The 15,564-nt window shown below is 68.1% G+C and carries 12 protein-coding genes; 5 read left to right on the top strand and 7 right to left on the bottom strand.

Annotated features, from left to right (window positions below):
• Nucleotides 1-176 precede the first annotated feature (176 nt).
• The 4 genes from A5733_RS08710 to A5733_RS08725 are packed head-to-tail and all read left to right on the top strand — an operon-like array spanning nucleotide 177 to nucleotide 4,031.
• Nucleotides 177-1,535: a UDP-glucose/GDP-mannose dehydrogenase family protein gene (locus A5733_RS08710; RefSeq protein WP_076239835.1), complete on the top strand. Its 1,359-nt coding sequence runs from the start codon at nucleotides 177-179 to the stop codon at nucleotides 1,533-1,535.
• A 38-nt stretch (nucleotides 1,536-1,573) separates the two neighbouring features.
• Nucleotides 1,574-2,890, top strand: a complete 1,317-nt coding sequence (locus A5733_RS08715) for a cytochrome P450 (RefSeq protein WP_067766917.1) — start codon at nucleotides 1,574-1,576, stop codon at nucleotides 2,888-2,890.
• A 1-nt stretch (nucleotide 2,891) separates the two neighbouring features.
• Complete coding sequence (locus A5733_RS08720; RefSeq protein ID WP_067766914.1) at nucleotides 2,892-3,644, top strand: maleylpyruvate isomerase family mycothiol-dependent enzyme; 753 nt, start codon at nucleotides 2,892-2,894, stop codon at nucleotides 3,642-3,644.
• A gap of 18 nt (nucleotides 3,645-3,662) precedes the next feature.
• The gene (locus A5733_RS08725; protein WP_067766926.1) at nucleotides 3,663-4,031 is read left to right on the top strand and encodes a nuclear transport factor 2 family protein; all 369 of its coding nucleotides are present in this window, start codon (nucleotides 3,663-3,665) and stop codon (nucleotides 4,029-4,031) included.
• Nucleotides 4,032-4,034: 3 nt separating this feature from the next.
• Here the strand turns inward: A5733_RS08725 and A5733_RS08730 are convergent, their stop codons facing one another.
• The 5 genes from A5733_RS08730 to A5733_RS08750 form a co-directional block, all read right to left on the bottom strand.
• Entirely contained in the window at nucleotides 4,035-6,137 is a 2,103-nt protein-coding gene (locus tag A5733_RS08730; RefSeq protein WP_076239836.1) for a xanthine dehydrogenase family protein molybdopterin-binding subunit, read from the bottom strand.
• Complete coding sequence (locus A5733_RS08735) at nucleotides 6,134-7,129, bottom strand: xanthine dehydrogenase family protein subunit M (protein ID WP_067766923.1); 996 nt, start codon at nucleotides 7,127-7,129, stop codon at nucleotides 6,134-6,136. The genes A5733_RS08730 and A5733_RS08735 overlap by 4 nt, the downstream gene beginning before the upstream one ends.
• Nucleotides 7,126-7,644 (bottom strand): 2Fe-2S iron-sulfur cluster-binding protein, encoded by a 519-nt coding sequence (locus A5733_RS08740; RefSeq protein WP_067766908.1) that lies wholly within the window; start codon nucleotides 7,642-7,644, stop codon nucleotides 7,126-7,128. The genes A5733_RS08735 and A5733_RS08740 overlap by 4 nt, the downstream gene beginning before the upstream one ends.
• A gap of 42 nt (nucleotides 7,645-7,686) precedes the next feature.
• On the bottom strand, nucleotides 7,687-8,916 hold the full coding sequence (locus A5733_RS08745) for a YibE/F family protein (RefSeq protein ID WP_142253869.1): 1,230 nt from the start codon (nucleotides 8,914-8,916) through the stop codon (nucleotides 7,687-7,689).
• 108 nt (nucleotides 8,917-9,024) lie between these two features.
• Complete coding sequence (locus A5733_RS08750; protein ID WP_067766902.1) at nucleotides 9,025-10,314, bottom strand: pyridoxal phosphate-dependent aminotransferase; 1,290 nt, start codon at nucleotides 10,312-10,314, stop codon at nucleotides 9,025-9,027.
• 213 nt (nucleotides 10,315-10,527) lie between these two features.
• Here A5733_RS08750 and A5733_RS08755 point away from each other — a divergent pair, with 213 nt between their 5' ends.
• A complete protein-coding gene (locus A5733_RS08755) occupies nucleotides 10,528-10,758 on the top strand; it encodes a hypothetical protein (protein WP_067766899.1) in 231 nt (76 codons plus the stop codon).
• Between the two features lie 61 nt (nucleotides 10,759-10,819).
• On the opposite strand, the gene A5733_RS08760 is transcribed toward A5733_RS08755, so the two are convergent.
• Nucleotides 10,820-13,861: a (Fe-S)-binding protein gene (locus tag A5733_RS08760; RefSeq protein WP_067766896.1), complete on the bottom strand. Its 3,042-nt coding sequence runs from the start codon at nucleotides 13,859-13,861 to the stop codon at nucleotides 10,820-10,822.
• 149 nt (nucleotides 13,862-14,010) lie between these two features.
• The coding region (iniR, locus tag A5733_RS08765; RefSeq protein ID WP_142253871.1) for an isoniazid response ATPase/transcriptional regulator IniR at nucleotides 14,011-15,564 on the bottom strand (1,554 nt) is incomplete at its 5' end.

Below are 15,564 nucleotides of genomic sequence, written 5' to 3' on the forward strand. Positions count from 1 at the left end.
CTCCGGCGACTGGAATCCCGGCCGCTCGGGTGGCTCCGGTGGTTCACACGGCTCCGGTGGTGGGGGGCCCATGTGGCCGTTCCCGTTCGGCGGGCACTGACAACCGTCACCTGACGTTGGCCTGCCGCTCAGTGTCACGTAGCGGCTAGCTCATCCGCACCGCCTATCCAGTCAGTATGCGATGCACCGTATTCGGTACCGGCTATCTGGGCGCGACACATGCCGCGGGGATGGCCGAGCTCGGCCACGAGGTGATCGGGGTCGACATCGACCCGGGAAAGGTGGCCAAACTCGCCGCGGGCGACATCCCGTTCTATGAACCCGGCCTGCGCAAGGTGCTCAACGACAATCTGTCCGCCGGACGGCTGCGGTTCACCACCGACTACGACGAGGCCGCCGACTTCGCCGATGTGCACTTTCTCGGGGTCGGCACCCCGCAGAAGAAAGGTGACTACAGCGCCGATCTGCGCCACGTGCACGCCGTCATCGACACCCTGGTGCCGCGGTTGCGCCGCAACGCGGTGATCGTCGGCAAGTCCACCGTCCCGGTCGGCACCGCGGCCGATCTGGCCGAGCGGGCCCGCGCGCTGGCGCCGGCGGATGTGGACGTCGAGATCGCCTGGAATCCGGAGTTCCTGCGTGAGGGCTACGCCGTACACGACACGCTGCACCCGGACCGCATTGTCGTTGGGGTGCAGCGGGATTCGGGCCCGCACGCGACGAGGGCAGACGGAGCCAGTGGTGAGGCAGCGGTGCGGGAACTCTACGCGCCGATGATCGCCGACGGCGTGCCGTTCCTGGTCACCGATCTGGAGACCGCCGAGCTGGTCAAGGTCTCGGCCAACGCGTTCCTGGCCACCAAGATCTCGTTCATCAACGCGATCTCCGAGGTGTGCGAGGCCGTCGGCGCCGACGTCACCCTGCTGGCCGACGCACTGGGCTACGATCCGCGCATCGGCCGGCGATTCCTCAACGCCGGCTTGGGTTTTGGTGGTGGCTGCCTGCCCAAGGACATCCGGGCGTTCATGGCCCGTGCCGGTGAGCTCGGCGCCAACCATGCCCTGACATTCCTGCGTGAAGTCGACAGCATCAACATGCGCCGCCGCACCGCCATGGTGGAGCTGACCACCCGGGCCTGCGGGGGATCATTGCTGGGTGCCAACATCGCGGTCCTGGGCGCGGCGTTCAAACCCGAATCCGACGATGTGCGGGATTCCCCGGCGCTCAACGTGGCGGGGATGCTGCAGCTCAACGGGGCCGCGGTCAACGTCTACGACCCCAAGGCGATGGACAACTCGCAGCGGGTGTTCCCCACGCTGAATTACTCGACCTCGATCATCGAAGCCTGCGACCGGGCCGACGCGGTGCTCGTGCTCACCGAGTGGGCAGAATTCGTCGACCTCGATCCGGTGGAACTCGCCGACACGGTCCGCGTCAAAGTTGTTGTGGACGGCCGTAATTGCCTGGACAGCCAGCGGTGGCGGGAAGCCGGTTGGCGGGTGTTCGCCCTCGGCCGCCCGGTGGCTGCTGTTTGACGGTTGTAGAACAAAATGGGCGGTCGTAGGCTCGATCCATGCGGGAACAGATCCGGTGGATGGCCATCCACGGAGTGGTCAGGGGGATATCCGCGGTCGGGATGCGGCGCGGTGATCCGCAGGCTCGGTTGATCGCCGATCCCCAGGTGCGCGCCGACCCGGCGCCGTTCGCCGACGAGATGCGCCAGATCGGGCCGATCGTCCGCGGCCGTGCGGTCCTGATGACGTTTCACTACGACGTCGCCAGTGATCTGCTGCGGTCCGACGACTTCCGGGTGTCCCGGCTGGGCGGCAACCTGCCGCGTCCGTTGCGCTGGGTGGCCGACAAGACCGACACCGGCAAGCTGCACCCGCTGCTGCCGCCGTCCCTGCTCGCGGTGGAACCCCCCGATCACACCCGCTACCGCAAGCTGGTCTCGTCGGTGTTCACGACGCGTGCGGTCTCCCGGCTGCGTGAGCGGGTCCAGCAGACTGCCAACGACCTGCTGGACTCGATGGAACACGACGCCGGCGTCGTCGACGTCGTCGAACGCTACTGCGCGCAGCTGCCGGTCTCGGTGATCAGCGACATCCTGGGTGTTCCCGACAGCGACCGTTCGCAGATCCTGCGCTTCGGTGAGCTCGGCGCACCCAGCCTCGACATCGGGTTGTCGTGGCGGCAGTACCGCACGGTGAACCAGGGCATCGACGGCTTCGAAACCTGGCTGACCGAGCACCTGCGCCAGCTGCGTCGTGCGCCCGGAGACGATCTGCTCAGCGAGGTCATCAAGGCCTCCGAAGCCGGCGCGGCCGGTGACCCGCTCACCGAGTCCGAGCTGCGGGCGCTGGCCGGCCTGGTGCTGGCCGCCGGGTTCGAGACGACGGTCAACCTGCTGGGCAACGGCATCCGCATGCTGCTCGATCACCCCGAGCACCTGCAGACGCTGTCGGCGCGCCCCGAGCTGTGGCCGAACACCGTCGAGGAAATCCTGCGGCTGGATTCCCCGGTGCTGATGAGCGCCCGGGCCGCCCGCGTCGACACCGAAGTCGCCGGCACGCAGGTGAAGGCGGGGGAGTTGGTGATCGTGCATCTCTCCGGGGCCAATCGCGACCCCGCGGTGTTCACCGACCCGCACCGCTTCGACATCGAGCGGGAGAACGCCGGTCGTCACCTGTCGTTCTCGGGTGGCCGGCATTTCTGCCTCGGCGCCGCCCTGGCCCGGGCCGAAGGACAGGTGGGTCTGCAGACCTTCTTCGATCGGTTTCCCGACGCCCGGATCGCCGGTGCGGCCAGCCGCCGCGACACCCGCATCCTGCGGGGTTGGTCGACTCTGCCGATAGCACTCGGAAAGGCGCGCACAGCGGTAGGTTCGTGACGTGGATTTCCGAGCCGCCCTGCTCGACCAGACCCGGATCTTCGGGGAGCTGATCGCCGCCAACGATCCCGAGACGCCGGTGCCGTCATGCCCGGACTGGACGCTCAAGCAACTGTTCCGCCATGTCGGCCGCGGAAACCGTTGGGCGGCACAGATCATCTCCGAGCGCCGGGTCTCACCCCTCGACCCGCGCGAAGTGCATGACGGCAGGCCACCGGACGATCCCGAGGCCGCGATCGACTGGCTCAATACCGGTGCGGCCCAAGTCCTCAAATCCGTCGACCAGATCGGCACCGACGCCCGGGTGTGGACGTTCCTGGGCCCCAAACCCGGGGGTTGGTGGATCCGGCGGCGGCTGCACGAGGCGACGGTGCACCGCGCCGACGCGGCGCTGGCGGTCGGGACGGACTTCGATCTGCCGGCCGATCTGGCCGCCGACGCCGTCAGTGAGTGGCTTGAGATCACCACGGTGATGGCCACCAAGCGGCACGCCGATCCGCTGCCGTCGGGCTCCAGCATCCATCTGCACGCCACCGACGACGAGCTCGGGCCGACGGGGGAGTGGACGGTGGAGCACGACGAGGACGGCCTCGGATGGTCGCACAGTCACGGCAAGGGCAGCGTCGCGTTGCGCGGCCCCGCGCATGACCTGCTGTTGGCCGTCACCCGCCGGCGGAGTGCCACCGACCTCGGGTTGGACGTGTTCGGCGACACTGCCGTCTGGGACGCCTGGCTCGACCGCACGCCGTACTGAGTGGCGTACGTTTCGTTCATGACCACATCCGAGATCGCCACGGTACTGGCCTGGCACGACGCGCTGAATGACGACGACATCGACACCCTGATCAAGCTGTCCAGCGACGACATCGAACTGGGTGATGCCGCCGGGGCCGCCCAGGGGCATGCCGCCTTGCGAGAGTGGGCGGCATCGGCCGGGGCGACGGTGACGCCGGGGCGGATGTATGTGCATGACGGCGTCGTCGTCGTCGAACAGAACGTCACGAGCGCCGACGGCACCTCGCATGCCGGCGCGGCCGCGTTCCGCGTGGTGCACGACCACGTCACGTCGGTGTTCCGGCATGACACCCTGGCTGCGGCGCTGGCCGCCACCGAGCTGACCGAAAAAGATCTCGCCGGCTGACGATCAGGGCAACGCCGGCAGCACCTTGTCGAGGGTGACCGGGAGATCGCGGACGCGCACCCCGGTGGCGTGGTGAACGGCGTTGACCACCGCCGCGGCGGCGCCGACGATGCCGATCTCGCCCGCACCGCGCGAGCCCATCGGGTTGAGGTGTTCCTCGACCTCGTCGAGCCAGATCGCGTCGATGTCGGTGACGTCGGCGTGGGCGCTGATGTGATACGAGGCGAGGTCCTGGGTGACGACGTGCCCGAAGCGCGGGTCGCGGACGCTCTCCTCGTGTAACGCCATGGACAGCCCCATCGTCATGCCGCCGATCAACTGCGAGCGCAGCGTACGCGCGTTGATGGCCCGCCCCACCGAGAAGACCCCGAGCATGCGTGGGATCCGGATCTCACCGGTGTCACAGTTGACGTGGGCCTCGACGAAGTGGGCGCCGAAGGATTGCACGGTGAACTTCTCGGCATCGGGATTCTGCGGTGCCTCGGCTTCCGAGGACACCCCGACCGGTGGGTGGTCGCCGTGCTCACGACGAAACTGCTTGGCCGCGGCCACAATCGCCGAACCCCACGAGGTGATGCCCGACGAGCCGCCGGCCACCGAGGCCTGCGGCAGGTCGGTGTCGCCGATCTGCAGGTCGACCGCGGCGAGTTCACACCCCAGGGCATCGGCGGCGATCTGGGCCAACGCGGTCCACGTTCCGGTGCCGATGTCGGCGGCACCGATCTGCACGGTGTAGCAACCAGATTCGGCGTGGCTGATCCGCGCGGTGTTGCCCTCCATCGCCATACCCGGATAGGTGGCGGCGGCCACGCCCGTGCCGATATACCAGCGTCCGGCAAGGTATTTGGCCGGACGGGGATCGCGTGGAGACCAACCGAAGCGCTCGGCGCCGGTCCGCAGACACTCGACGAGGTGGCGGCCGGACCACGGCTTGCCCGATTCGGGATCGACGTCGGGGTCGTTGCGCACCCGCAGCTCGATCGGATCCAGATCGCAGGCCACCGCGAGTTCGTCCATCGCGACCTCGGCGGCGAAGGTGCCCGGACACTCACCCGGTGCGCGCATCCAGAACGGCACCGCCACGTCGAGGGCGGCCAGCCGGTGCGACGTGCGCCGGTTGGGGCTGGCGTACATCTTGCGGGAGGTGACGGCGGTCTGCTCGGCGAATTCCTTGACGGCCGAAGTCTGTTCGACGACGTCGTGGACGAAGGCGGAGATCCGGCCGTCCTTGTCCGCGCCCAACCGCAGGTGCTGGATGGTCGGCGTGCGATAGCCGACGAGGGAGAACATCTGTTGGCGGGTCAGCGTCAGTTTCACCGGTCGCCCGTTCGCCCGCTGGGCGGCCATTAGGGCCAGGACGTCATGGGCGTGCGGTGCTCCTTTGGAACCGAAACCGCCGCCCACGTGCGGCGCGATGACCCGCAGCTGTTCGGGTTGCAGTCCCAGGATCGGTGCGAGGGTCTTGCGCACGACGTGTACGCCCTGTGTCGAGTCGTACAAGGTCACCGCCGGCTGTCCGGCGCGGGTGGCCCATTGGGCGATGCAGGCGTGCGGCTCCATCGGATTGTTGTGCTCGATGGGCGTGCGATAGGTCTGATCCACGGTCACCGCGGCGGTGGCCAGCGCCGCATCCACGTCTCCCTGATCGGAATCCGGCGGAAACGACGGATTGACCGACTCGGGTGTGTACAGCCTCGGATGGTCGGCGGTCAGTTCGGTGTCGTGCGGTTCCTCGCTATAGTGCACACGCACGAGACTGCTTGCCTCCCGTGCGATCTCGGCCGTTGAGGCCACCACCCCGCCGATGATCTGACCGCGAAAGTGCACGCGGTCGTCCTGCAGGATGGACAGTTCGCCGTCGGAGGTGTCGGCCAGGGTCGGGGCGTCGAACACCGTCAGCACGTCGAGCACTCCGTCGAGCGCGGTGGCAGCGGCGGTGTCCATCGCGGCGACGCGACCGCGGGCGACGGTGGCCTGGATGGGATGCAGGTAGACCGGGTCCTCGACGCGGTGCTCGAACGCGTAGCGCGCGGTGCCGGTGACTTTGGCCCGGCCGTCGGTGCGGGCCGTCGGTTGGCCGATCGCGTGCGGTTCGAGGATCGTCATGGCCGTCTCCGCTCGGTCAACATGCGTAGTTGGGCGACAAGCGTGCGGCGGGCCAACTCCACCTTGAACTCGTTGCCCGGCAACGGCTCGGCCTGCCGAAGCTCGGCATCGGCCGCCGCGGCAAAGTTTTCCGGTGAGGGCTGATCGCCGCGCAGCATCTCTTCGGCCCGCCGCGCCCGCCACGGCTTGTGTGCCACCCCGCCCAAAGCGATACGCGCCGAGCCGATCTGGAATGTCGAGGTGAAGGTCAGCTCGGCCGCGACCGACACCAACGCGAAGGCATAGGAGGCACGATCGCGGACCTTGCGGTAATCGGAGGCCGCGTCTGCGGGTGGGGCGGGCAACTCGACCGCGGTGATCAGGTCGCCGTGTGCCAGCACGGTGTCGCGGTCGGGTTCATCGCCGGGCAGCCGGTAGAACTCGTCGACCGGGATCCGTCGCTCGCCGTCGGCGGTCTGCACCACCACCTGGGCGTCGAGAGCGCTCATCGCCACGGCCATGTCCGAGGGGTGTACCGCAACGCAGTGTGGGGAGGCGCCCAGGATCGCGTGGTAGCGGACATATCCGCCGACCGCCGAGCAGCCGCTGCCGGGTGCCCGCTTGTTGCACGGTGTGGTGACATCTTGGAAGTACACACACCTGGTGCGCTGCAGCAGGTTTCCGGCTGTGGTGGCGGCGTTGCGCAGCTGCCCCGACGCGCCGGACAGTAGCGCCCGCGACAGCATCGGGTAGTGCGAGCGGATCACCGGGTCGGCGGCCAGATCGCTGTTGCGGACATTCGCACCGATCCGCACGCCGCCGTCAGGGGTCGTGGCGATCTCGGAGAGCTCGAGCCGGCTGACGTCGACCAGGAGATCAGGTTCGGCCACACCAAGTTTCATGTGGTCGACGAGATTGGTTCCGCCGGCGAGATAGGCCGCCCGCGGGTGGGTGGTCAGCGTCGCCACCGCGTCGGACGGGCTGGTGGCCAGGTGATAGTCGAACGGTTTCATCGGGTCGACGCCCGCCCGATCGCCGCGACGATGTTCGGGTACGCCGCGCAGCGGCACAGGTTGCCACTCATCCGTTCGCGAATCTCCTCATCGGTGAGGATCGGAGGCAGATCGAGGTCGGGGGTGACGAAACTGGGCGACCCAGCCTTGGCCTCGTCCAACATGCCGACGGCAGAACAGATCTGGCCGGGCGTGCAGTAGCCACACTGGAAGCCGTCCTCGTCGCAGAACGCTTGCGCCACCGGATGCAGCTCACCGTCCTGCTCCAGTCCGGCCGCCGTGGTGATCTGCGCCCCGTCGGCAGCGACGGCGAACGTCAGGCAGGTGGTCACGCGGCGGCCGCCCAGCAAGACGGTGCACGACCCGCACTGGCCGTGGTCGCACCCCTTCTTCGGTGCGGTCACCCCCAACGTTTCCCGCAGGGCGTCCAGCAGGGTCATGCGGTTGTCGACGGTCAGCTGACGGCGTGATCCGTCGACCTCGAGGGTCACGTCGCTGTGATGGGGCTGGCTCACCGTCGCCGGGTACCCCGGGCGGTGCCGGTCAAACGTGCCGGGTCACTGCCTGCTGGTTTGTGGGGTGGCCAGCACCGCGGCGATCCCCGTCGTCAACGGCACCGAAAGGGCCAGGGCGATACCACCCACTGCGGACCGGGCGATCTCGATCGCCACGCTCTCACCGGTCAGCACGTCGGCCAGTGACCGGTTGGCCACGCTGAACAACAACAGCAGCGGCAGCGCGCTGCCGGCGTAGGCCAGCACCAGCGTGTAGACCGTGCTGGCGATGTGATCGCTGCCCACCCGCATGGCGCCGGTGAAAATCGACCTCCGGCTACCGCCGTGCTCGGCGAGCTCAAACACCGCCGAGGCCTGGGTGATGGTGACGTCGTTGAGCACACCGAGTGAGCCGATGATGAACCCGGCCAGCAGCAATCCGGTGATCGACACGTTGCCCATGTAGGCCGCGACCTCGTTGTTCTGGTCTTCGGAAAGCCCGGTCAGATGGGCCAATTCGATTGCTGCCCAAGACAGCAGCGCGGCCAGCAGCAGTGAGGTGAGGGTGCCCAGCAGGGCTGCGCTGGTGCGCAGGCTGACGCCGTGGGCCAGATAGATGACGGCGTAGAGGATCGCCGCCGAGGCCACCAGGGCCACCGGGATGGCCGGGGCTCCGTCGCGCAGCGCCGGCAGCAGGAAGATCATCAACACCCCGAAGGCCACCGCGATGCCGACAATGGCGCGCAGTCCCCGCCAGCGGGCCACCGCGACGATCACGACCGCAAACGCCAGCGCGAGCAGAACCAGGGGCCAGGTGCGCTCATAGTCGAAGAAGGCGTAGCTCGTCGTGCCGGCCTCGTCGACCTGCCGGCTGATCCGAATATCGTCGCCGGCAACAAGATTGGGTTGGCCGGGCCCGGTGGTGAATTCCAGCAGGGTCTTGGCGCCCTGGTTCGGCCCGGAGTCGATGGCCACCAGGTTCTGCACGCAGGTGCCGCCACCGGGAACTGCCGGTCGGGGTGCGGCGGTCAGTACGGCGCCCGCCGACGGGCTGCCACAGTCGGCCAGGGTGCTGGACACCACGTGCCCGGATTCAGTGGTGACGGCGCCCCCGGCGGCATTCTGGAACGGCAGCGGGATGTCCACCTTCTGCTGGCTGGGCCACAGCCAAGCAGCGCCGGCGAGCACCGCGACACCGATGGCGACCAGCAGGCCGACCACGATGCGGGCGGCCAGCGGGCCCAGCGGGGACGGGCCGGCCAACGAGTGGGAGTGGGAATGGGTGTGCGCCACTCGCACAGCGTAGAGGGGGTGGCTGTGGGGTCACCGATGCGCCGACACTACGGGTTCTGGCTGATTCTGGGCAGATTGGCGCCAGAAACCGTCGTCTCGGCGGGACACCTACTGCCGGTAGCCGGCCAGGAAGTTACCCAGGCGCTCGATCGCCTGGGCCAGGTCCCGCGACCACGGCAGGGTGACAATGCGCAGGTGATCCGGTGTGGGCCAGTTGAATCCGGTGCCCTGGGTCAGCAGGATCTTCTCCTGCAGCAACAGGTCGAGCACCAGCTGCTCGTCGTCGTGGATGTCGTGTACCTCGGGGTCCAACCGGGGGAACGCGTACAGCGCACCGGCGGGCTTCACGCAGGACACGCCGGGGATTTCGTTGAGTTTCGTCCAGGCGGTGTCACGCTGCTCGAGCAGTCGGCCACCCGGCAACACCAGGTCGTCGATGCTCTGATGGCCGCCCAGCGCCACCTGAATGGCATGCTGGGCAGGCACATTGGGGCACAGCCGCATGTTCGACAGCAGGCTGATGCCCTCGATGAAGCTGGTCGCATGCTCCTTGGGGCCGGTGATGACCAGCCAGCCGGAGCGGTAGCCGGCGACCCGGTAGGCCTTGGACAGGCCGTTGAACGTCAGGCACAACAGGTCGGGCGCCAGCGTGGCCAGCGAGATGTGCTTGGCGTCGTCGTAGAGGATCTTGTCGTAGATCTCGTCGGCCAACAGCAGCAACTGATGCTTGCGGGCCAGCTCGACGATCTGCTCCAGCGTCTCGCGGCTGTAAACCGCACCGGTGGGGTTGTTCGGGTTGATGACCACGATGGCCTTGGTGCGCTCGGTGATCTTCGATTCGATGTCGGCGACATCGGGATTCCAGCCCTGGGTCTCGTCGCACATGTAGTGCACCGGGGTGCCGCCGGCCAGTGCTGTGGACGCCGTCCACAGCGGGTAGTCGGGCGCCGGGATGAGCACCTGGTCACCGTTGTCCAACAGTGCCTGCAGGGTCATGGTGATGAGCTCGGAGACCCCGTTGCCCAGGTAGACGTCGTCGATGTCGAACTTGGGAAAGCCCTCGACCAGTTCGTACCGGGTGAACACGGCCCGGCGCGCGCTGGCGATGCCCTTGGAGTCGGAATACCCCTGCGCGTGCGGGAGCGCCTGGATCATGTCACGCATGATCACGTCGGGTGCCTCGAAGCCGAACGGCGCCGGATTGCCGATGTTGAGCTTGAGGATGCGGTGCCCTTCAGCTTCCAGCCGTGTGGCGTGCTCGTGTACCGGTCCGCGGATCTCGTACAGGACGTCCTGCAATTTCGTGGACTGGGCAAACGTACGCGGCTTCGGGTGCTGTCCGGTCTGCCACGGCAACTGATGGGTAGTCACGCCCACCATGGTCTCATCACCGTCCACTGATTTTGGAATTTGCCGATGTCGGGGGTGGCCGAGACCACAGTCAGCCGGCATCGTTCCTGCGTCTCGTGTGCCAAACCGCTGTGGATTCCCTTGGGCCGGCGCGCGTCGAGCAAATTTCTGCGAAACCATGGTGACACGTACGCGGTATCCGGATTCCCCAGCTCAACGCGGTGACTCCGGACCACATCACTTCACCTGATCGGCAAGCACATGACAATCAACATTCTCCGGGCCAACACCCTGGCTGCTGTCCTGGGCGGCAGCGCCCTCATCACGATTGGCGTCATCGGTGCGCCCCTGACCAGTGCACCCGACGGTCAGGGCCTCATCCCCAGCGGCAAGATGACAATCGGCCAGACGACGACCATCACCAACTCGGGAACCGTCGCGCCGGTCGTCGCGGTCCCGCCGGTCAAGGCCAAGCCGTACGGGAAGGGCTGATCCGAAAAGCCGAACGGCCACCTCCCCGGGGAGGTGGCCGTTCGGTGCGTCAGGGAACTGCTCAGCGCTTGCCGGGGCGCTTGGCGCCGGGCTTGATGCCCAGGCCCACCACCGGAGGCTCCGGCTTGGCGGGCTCGGCAGGCTTCTCGTCCGCCGGGGCCGACGGCTCTGCTGCGGCCGGTTCCGTCGCCGCAGCCGGTTCCGGCGTCGGCTCGGGAGCCTGCGCCGCAGCGGCCGGCTTGGCCGCTTTCTTGGCGCCCGGACGACGTGCGCCTGCCGCGATGCCCAGGCCCACGACCGGGGGTTCCGGCTTGGCCGGTTCGGCGGCCTCGGGAGCGGCAGCGGGAGCCGCCGACGCCTCTTCGGCCGGAGCTGACGCAGCAGGTGCCGCAGGAGCTGCTTTCTTGGCGCCCGGACGCTTCGCGCCCGCGGCCAGACCCAGTCCCTTCACCGGAGCTGCGGGAGCGGCAGGCGCCTCAGCGGCCGGCGCGGCCTCGGCAGCCGGAGCGGCCGACGCAGCAGGAGCAGCGGTCTTCTTGGCGCCGGGGCGCTTGGCGCCACCGGCGATGCCCAGGCCCTTGACGGGTGCAGCCGGAGCGGCGGCCTCGGCAGCCGGAGCAGCGGAGGCAGCGGGAGCAGCGGTCTTCTTGGCGCCGGGGCGCTTGGCGCCACCGGCCATGCCCAAACCCTTGACCGGGGCTGCAGCTGCGGCCGGGGCTGCGGGAGCTTCGGCAGCGGGTGCTGCCTCCGCGGGAGCGGCTTCCTCGACGGCCGGTGCCGGAGCCGGTGCCGCGGCTGCTGCCTTGGCCTCCGCCTCGGCGCGTGCCTCGGCCCGCTTCTCGGATTCCTTTGCCGCCGTGCCCTTTTCGGGCAGCGTGACGGCGCTCTTGTCCAGCGAGTTCAGCAACAGCTGAGCCACGTCGAGCACTTCGGCCTTCTCGACGTTGCGGGCCGCGGCGACGTCGTCGACACCATCGGTGATCATCACGCGGCAGAACGGGCAGCCGGTCGCGATCGTCGAGGCGGTGTCCATCGCCTCCTCGGTGCGCTCCACGTTGACGCGCTTGCCGATGTGCTCTTCCATCCACATCCGCGCGCCACCGGCGCCACAGCACAGACCACGGTCGGCGTGGCGGGGCATCTCCTTCAGCGTCACGCCCGAGGCCTCGACCAGCTCACGCGGAGCCTCGTAGACCTTGTTGTGCCGACCCAGGAAGCACGGATCGTGGTAGGTGACCTCGGGGCCGCCGGTGGACTTGACCGGCACCAGCTTCTTGTCCCGGACCAGGCGGTTGAGCAGCTGCGTGTGGTGCACCACGGAGTAATTGGCGCCCAGCTGCGGGTACTCGCGGCCGATCGTGTTGAAGCAGTGCGGGCAGGTCACGATGATCTTGCGATCGACCGTCTCGACACCTTCGAACAGCTCGTTGATGGTCTCGACGTTCTGCGCGGCCAGCTGCTGGAACAGGAACTCGTTGCCGGAGCGGCGGGCCGAGTCACCCGTGCAGGTTTCGCCGGTGCCCAGCACCAGGAACTTCACGCCCGCGGCGGACAGCAGCTCGGCGACGGCCTTGGTGGTCTTCTTGGCGCGGTCCTCGTAGGCGCCGGCGCAGCCGACCCAGAACAGGTACTCGAAGCCGTCGAAGCTCTCGACGTCCTCGCCGTAGACCGGTACGTCGAAGTCGACCTCGTCGATCCAGGTCGTGCGGTCCTTGGCGTTCTGACCCCAGGGGTTGCCCTTGGTCTCCAGGTTCTTGAACAGCACGCCGAGCTCACCGGGGAACTCGGATTCGACCATGACCTGGTAGCGGCGCATGTCGACGATGTGGTCGATGTGCTCGATGTCCACCGGGCACTGTTCGACGCAGGCGCCGCAGTTGGTGCAGGACCACAGCACGTCGGGGTCGATGACACCGCCCTGCTCCTCGGTGCCGACCAGCGGGCGCAGCGCCTGCTCAGGGCCCGAACCGGTGATGCGCTCGTAGCCGTCCTCGGGCACACCGTGCCGGTGCTCGTTGGGCCCGAGCTTGGCGAAGTCCACCGAACCCTCTTCGGGCATCGGCTTGCCCTCGATGATGTAGGGCGCCTTGGCGAACAGGTGGTCGCGCAGGTTCATGATCACGAGCTTCGGCGACAACGGCTTGCCGGTGTTCCAGGCCGGGCACTGCGACTGGCAACGACCGCACTCGGTGCAGGTCGCCATGTCGAGGTTGCCCTTCCAGGTGAAGTCCTCGATCTTGCCGCGGCCGAACACCGCGTCCTCGGCGGGATCCTCGAAGTCGATCTTCTCGCCCTTGTGCTCCATCGGCAGCAGCGGGCCGAGGCCGTCGGGCAGGCGCTTGAAGGTGACATTGATCGGGGCCAGGCCGATGTGCAGGTGCTTGGAGTGCAGCACGATCAGCAGGAAGGCCAGCATGACGCCCAGGTGGGCCAGCAGCGCGATGGTCTCCAGCCACACATTGGCGGTGTGACCCAGCGGGGCCAGCAGCGCGGCCATGCCATCGGAGAAGAAGGCGCCGGACTGGTACGGGAAGTCTTCACCAAGCACGTTGACGGCCGCGCCGCGGAAGATCGCGTAGGTCAGGATGACCAGGAAGATCATGTAGAGGATCTGCCAGGCGCCGCCGTTGTGCGAGCCGTAGAAGCGGGATTCGCGGCCGAGCTGCTCGGGGTTCTTCCGGATGCGGATGATCGCGAAGACGATGATGCCGACCAGCACCGCGGCGGCGAAGAAGTCCTGCAGGAAGCCCAGCACCGCCCACCGGCCGACGAACGGAATGTGGAACTCGGGGTCGAACAGCACGCCGTAGGCCTCGAGGTACACCGTGGCCAGGACGAAGAAGCCCCACATGGTGAAGAAGTGCGCGAGGCCGGGGATCGACCATTTCAGGAGCTTCGATTGGGCGAAGACTTCCTTGTTCTGGTTGAGGAAACGCTGGACGAGGTGATCCTTGCGGCCGCGCTCGTCACCGACCGTCTGGCCTGAGCTGATCAGCTTGGTCAGCCACAATATCCGCCTGGCGGCGAACACCAGCACGACGAGCGTGGCGAGCACACCCAGAACCAGCCGCGTCAGAAACAGGGTGTGTTCGAGACTCTCCACAGAAACGCCTCCATTTCGCGAGTTACCGGTCGGTAACTTGAGCATAGTTACCCGTCGGTAACTTAGCTTCCTTCAGCTCATAGTGACATTTAGGAGTTTCTTACCGCTACCGAGGCTTACCTAAGTTCGCGGCGACTGTGGTGGAGGTCTCAGCCTTGCGGGGACAGCATTGCCCTCAATATCGACAGCATTTCGGTGCGGGATTCCGCGCCGAGACGTCGTCGAATTCGGGCCACGTGGTGCTCGACGGTCTTCGCGGAAATGAACAATTGGCTGCCGATATCTCGGTAGGGCATTCCGAGCAGAAGCAGCTCGGCGACTTCCCGTTCACGCTCGGAAAGCTTGGTGGAGGACGGGGTCGAGGCGGTCTGGGTGGGAGCACCGCTCGGGGTTGCCGCGGGCCCCGGCCCTACCTCGATCTCTTCGGCCGCGCTCGTCTGTTTGAGATCACGCGCCAACTGCAGCATTGCCTGCGATACCCGCCCGTCCGGCGTCTGCAACGCAGCCTGGCTGGCCAGTCGGGTGCCGTCCCAGGTCAGACCGAACTGAGCCAGGGCCCGGGCCGCCGACGTCACCTCATCGGTGTCGACGTGATTGGCCAACACCCGCAGCCAGGTACGGCCGGCGTTGGCCAACGCCCGGGCGAACACGCTGTGGGTGGCCGCGGCCGTCAATGCCTGCCCGTGCGGGGCGACCGCGCCGGGTGAGTTGGCCAGAATCCCGGCATGCACCCCGGCCCAGTGCAGCGGCACCGACCACAACACCGGGTTGCCGAGCGATTCGAGCAGGCCCCACGCCTCGGACAGGGTGTGTTCGAGGCGGTCAACCTGGCGCATGCGCGCGGCGGCGACCCACAACTCGCCCAACGGCAGCAAGGAGAACACATCAATCGAATATTCGGCGAGCACCTCGACCGCGGCGTACCAGTGCTTCTGGACGGCGCCGCTGTCTCCGCTGCGCCGCGCGATCGCGGTTCGCAGCGCCGCGGCCCACAGCGCGTCGCGCCGGTGCAGCACCGGGCCCGCTTCGGCGGCCGACACGTCGGCCCCGGCCGCGCCGAACTGACCGTCCTGCATCCTCACCCAACCCAGCAACAAGCGGTGCCGGGCCGCGGTGAAGGGACTGCAGGCGTCATCGGCTTCCCCGTCGGCGCGGACGGTGCGTCCGATCACACTGCGGGCCCGCACCGGGTCGCCGCCGTGTAGGGCTGCCAGCGTGACCAAAGCGGCGGGAGTATCGGGCGTGACACCTCCGGCTTGATATTCGGCGGCCACCGCCTGACCGAGCCGGGCCACGGCCACCGCGAACGGCTGATCCAGCGACAGCACCAAACCGTCGGCCAGGTTGCGAGCCGCACGTGCCGTCGAGGTGGGCGGACCGGTCACCTCAGAGCGCGACGACGCCCGCGCGGCGGCAGCGTCCCCGGCGGCCAGGAAGGCGGTCGCGCCGGCGGAACTGATCACCGTGTCCGGGTAGGGACCGAGCCAGCGGAACAGATCGGCGGCCTGGGCGGCGTTTCCGTCGTGCATGGCGATACTGGCCGCGATCCGTACCGCGGTGGCCCGCTCGGCGGGGTCCTCGGAGCTCAGCAGCTCATCGGCCATCCGGGCGGCGCCGGCGCCGTCGCCGGCGCGGGCCAGCGCGTCCGCCAGCCCGGTGTTGACCGTGGCCGCCCCGGCCATGACGGCGGCGCGATACAGCCG

The organism is Mycobacterium sp. NS-7484, from assembly GCF_001953975.1.
In the GTDB taxonomy this organism is placed as follows: domain Bacteria; phylum Actinomycetota; class Actinomycetes; order Mycobacteriales; family Mycobacteriaceae; genus Mycobacterium.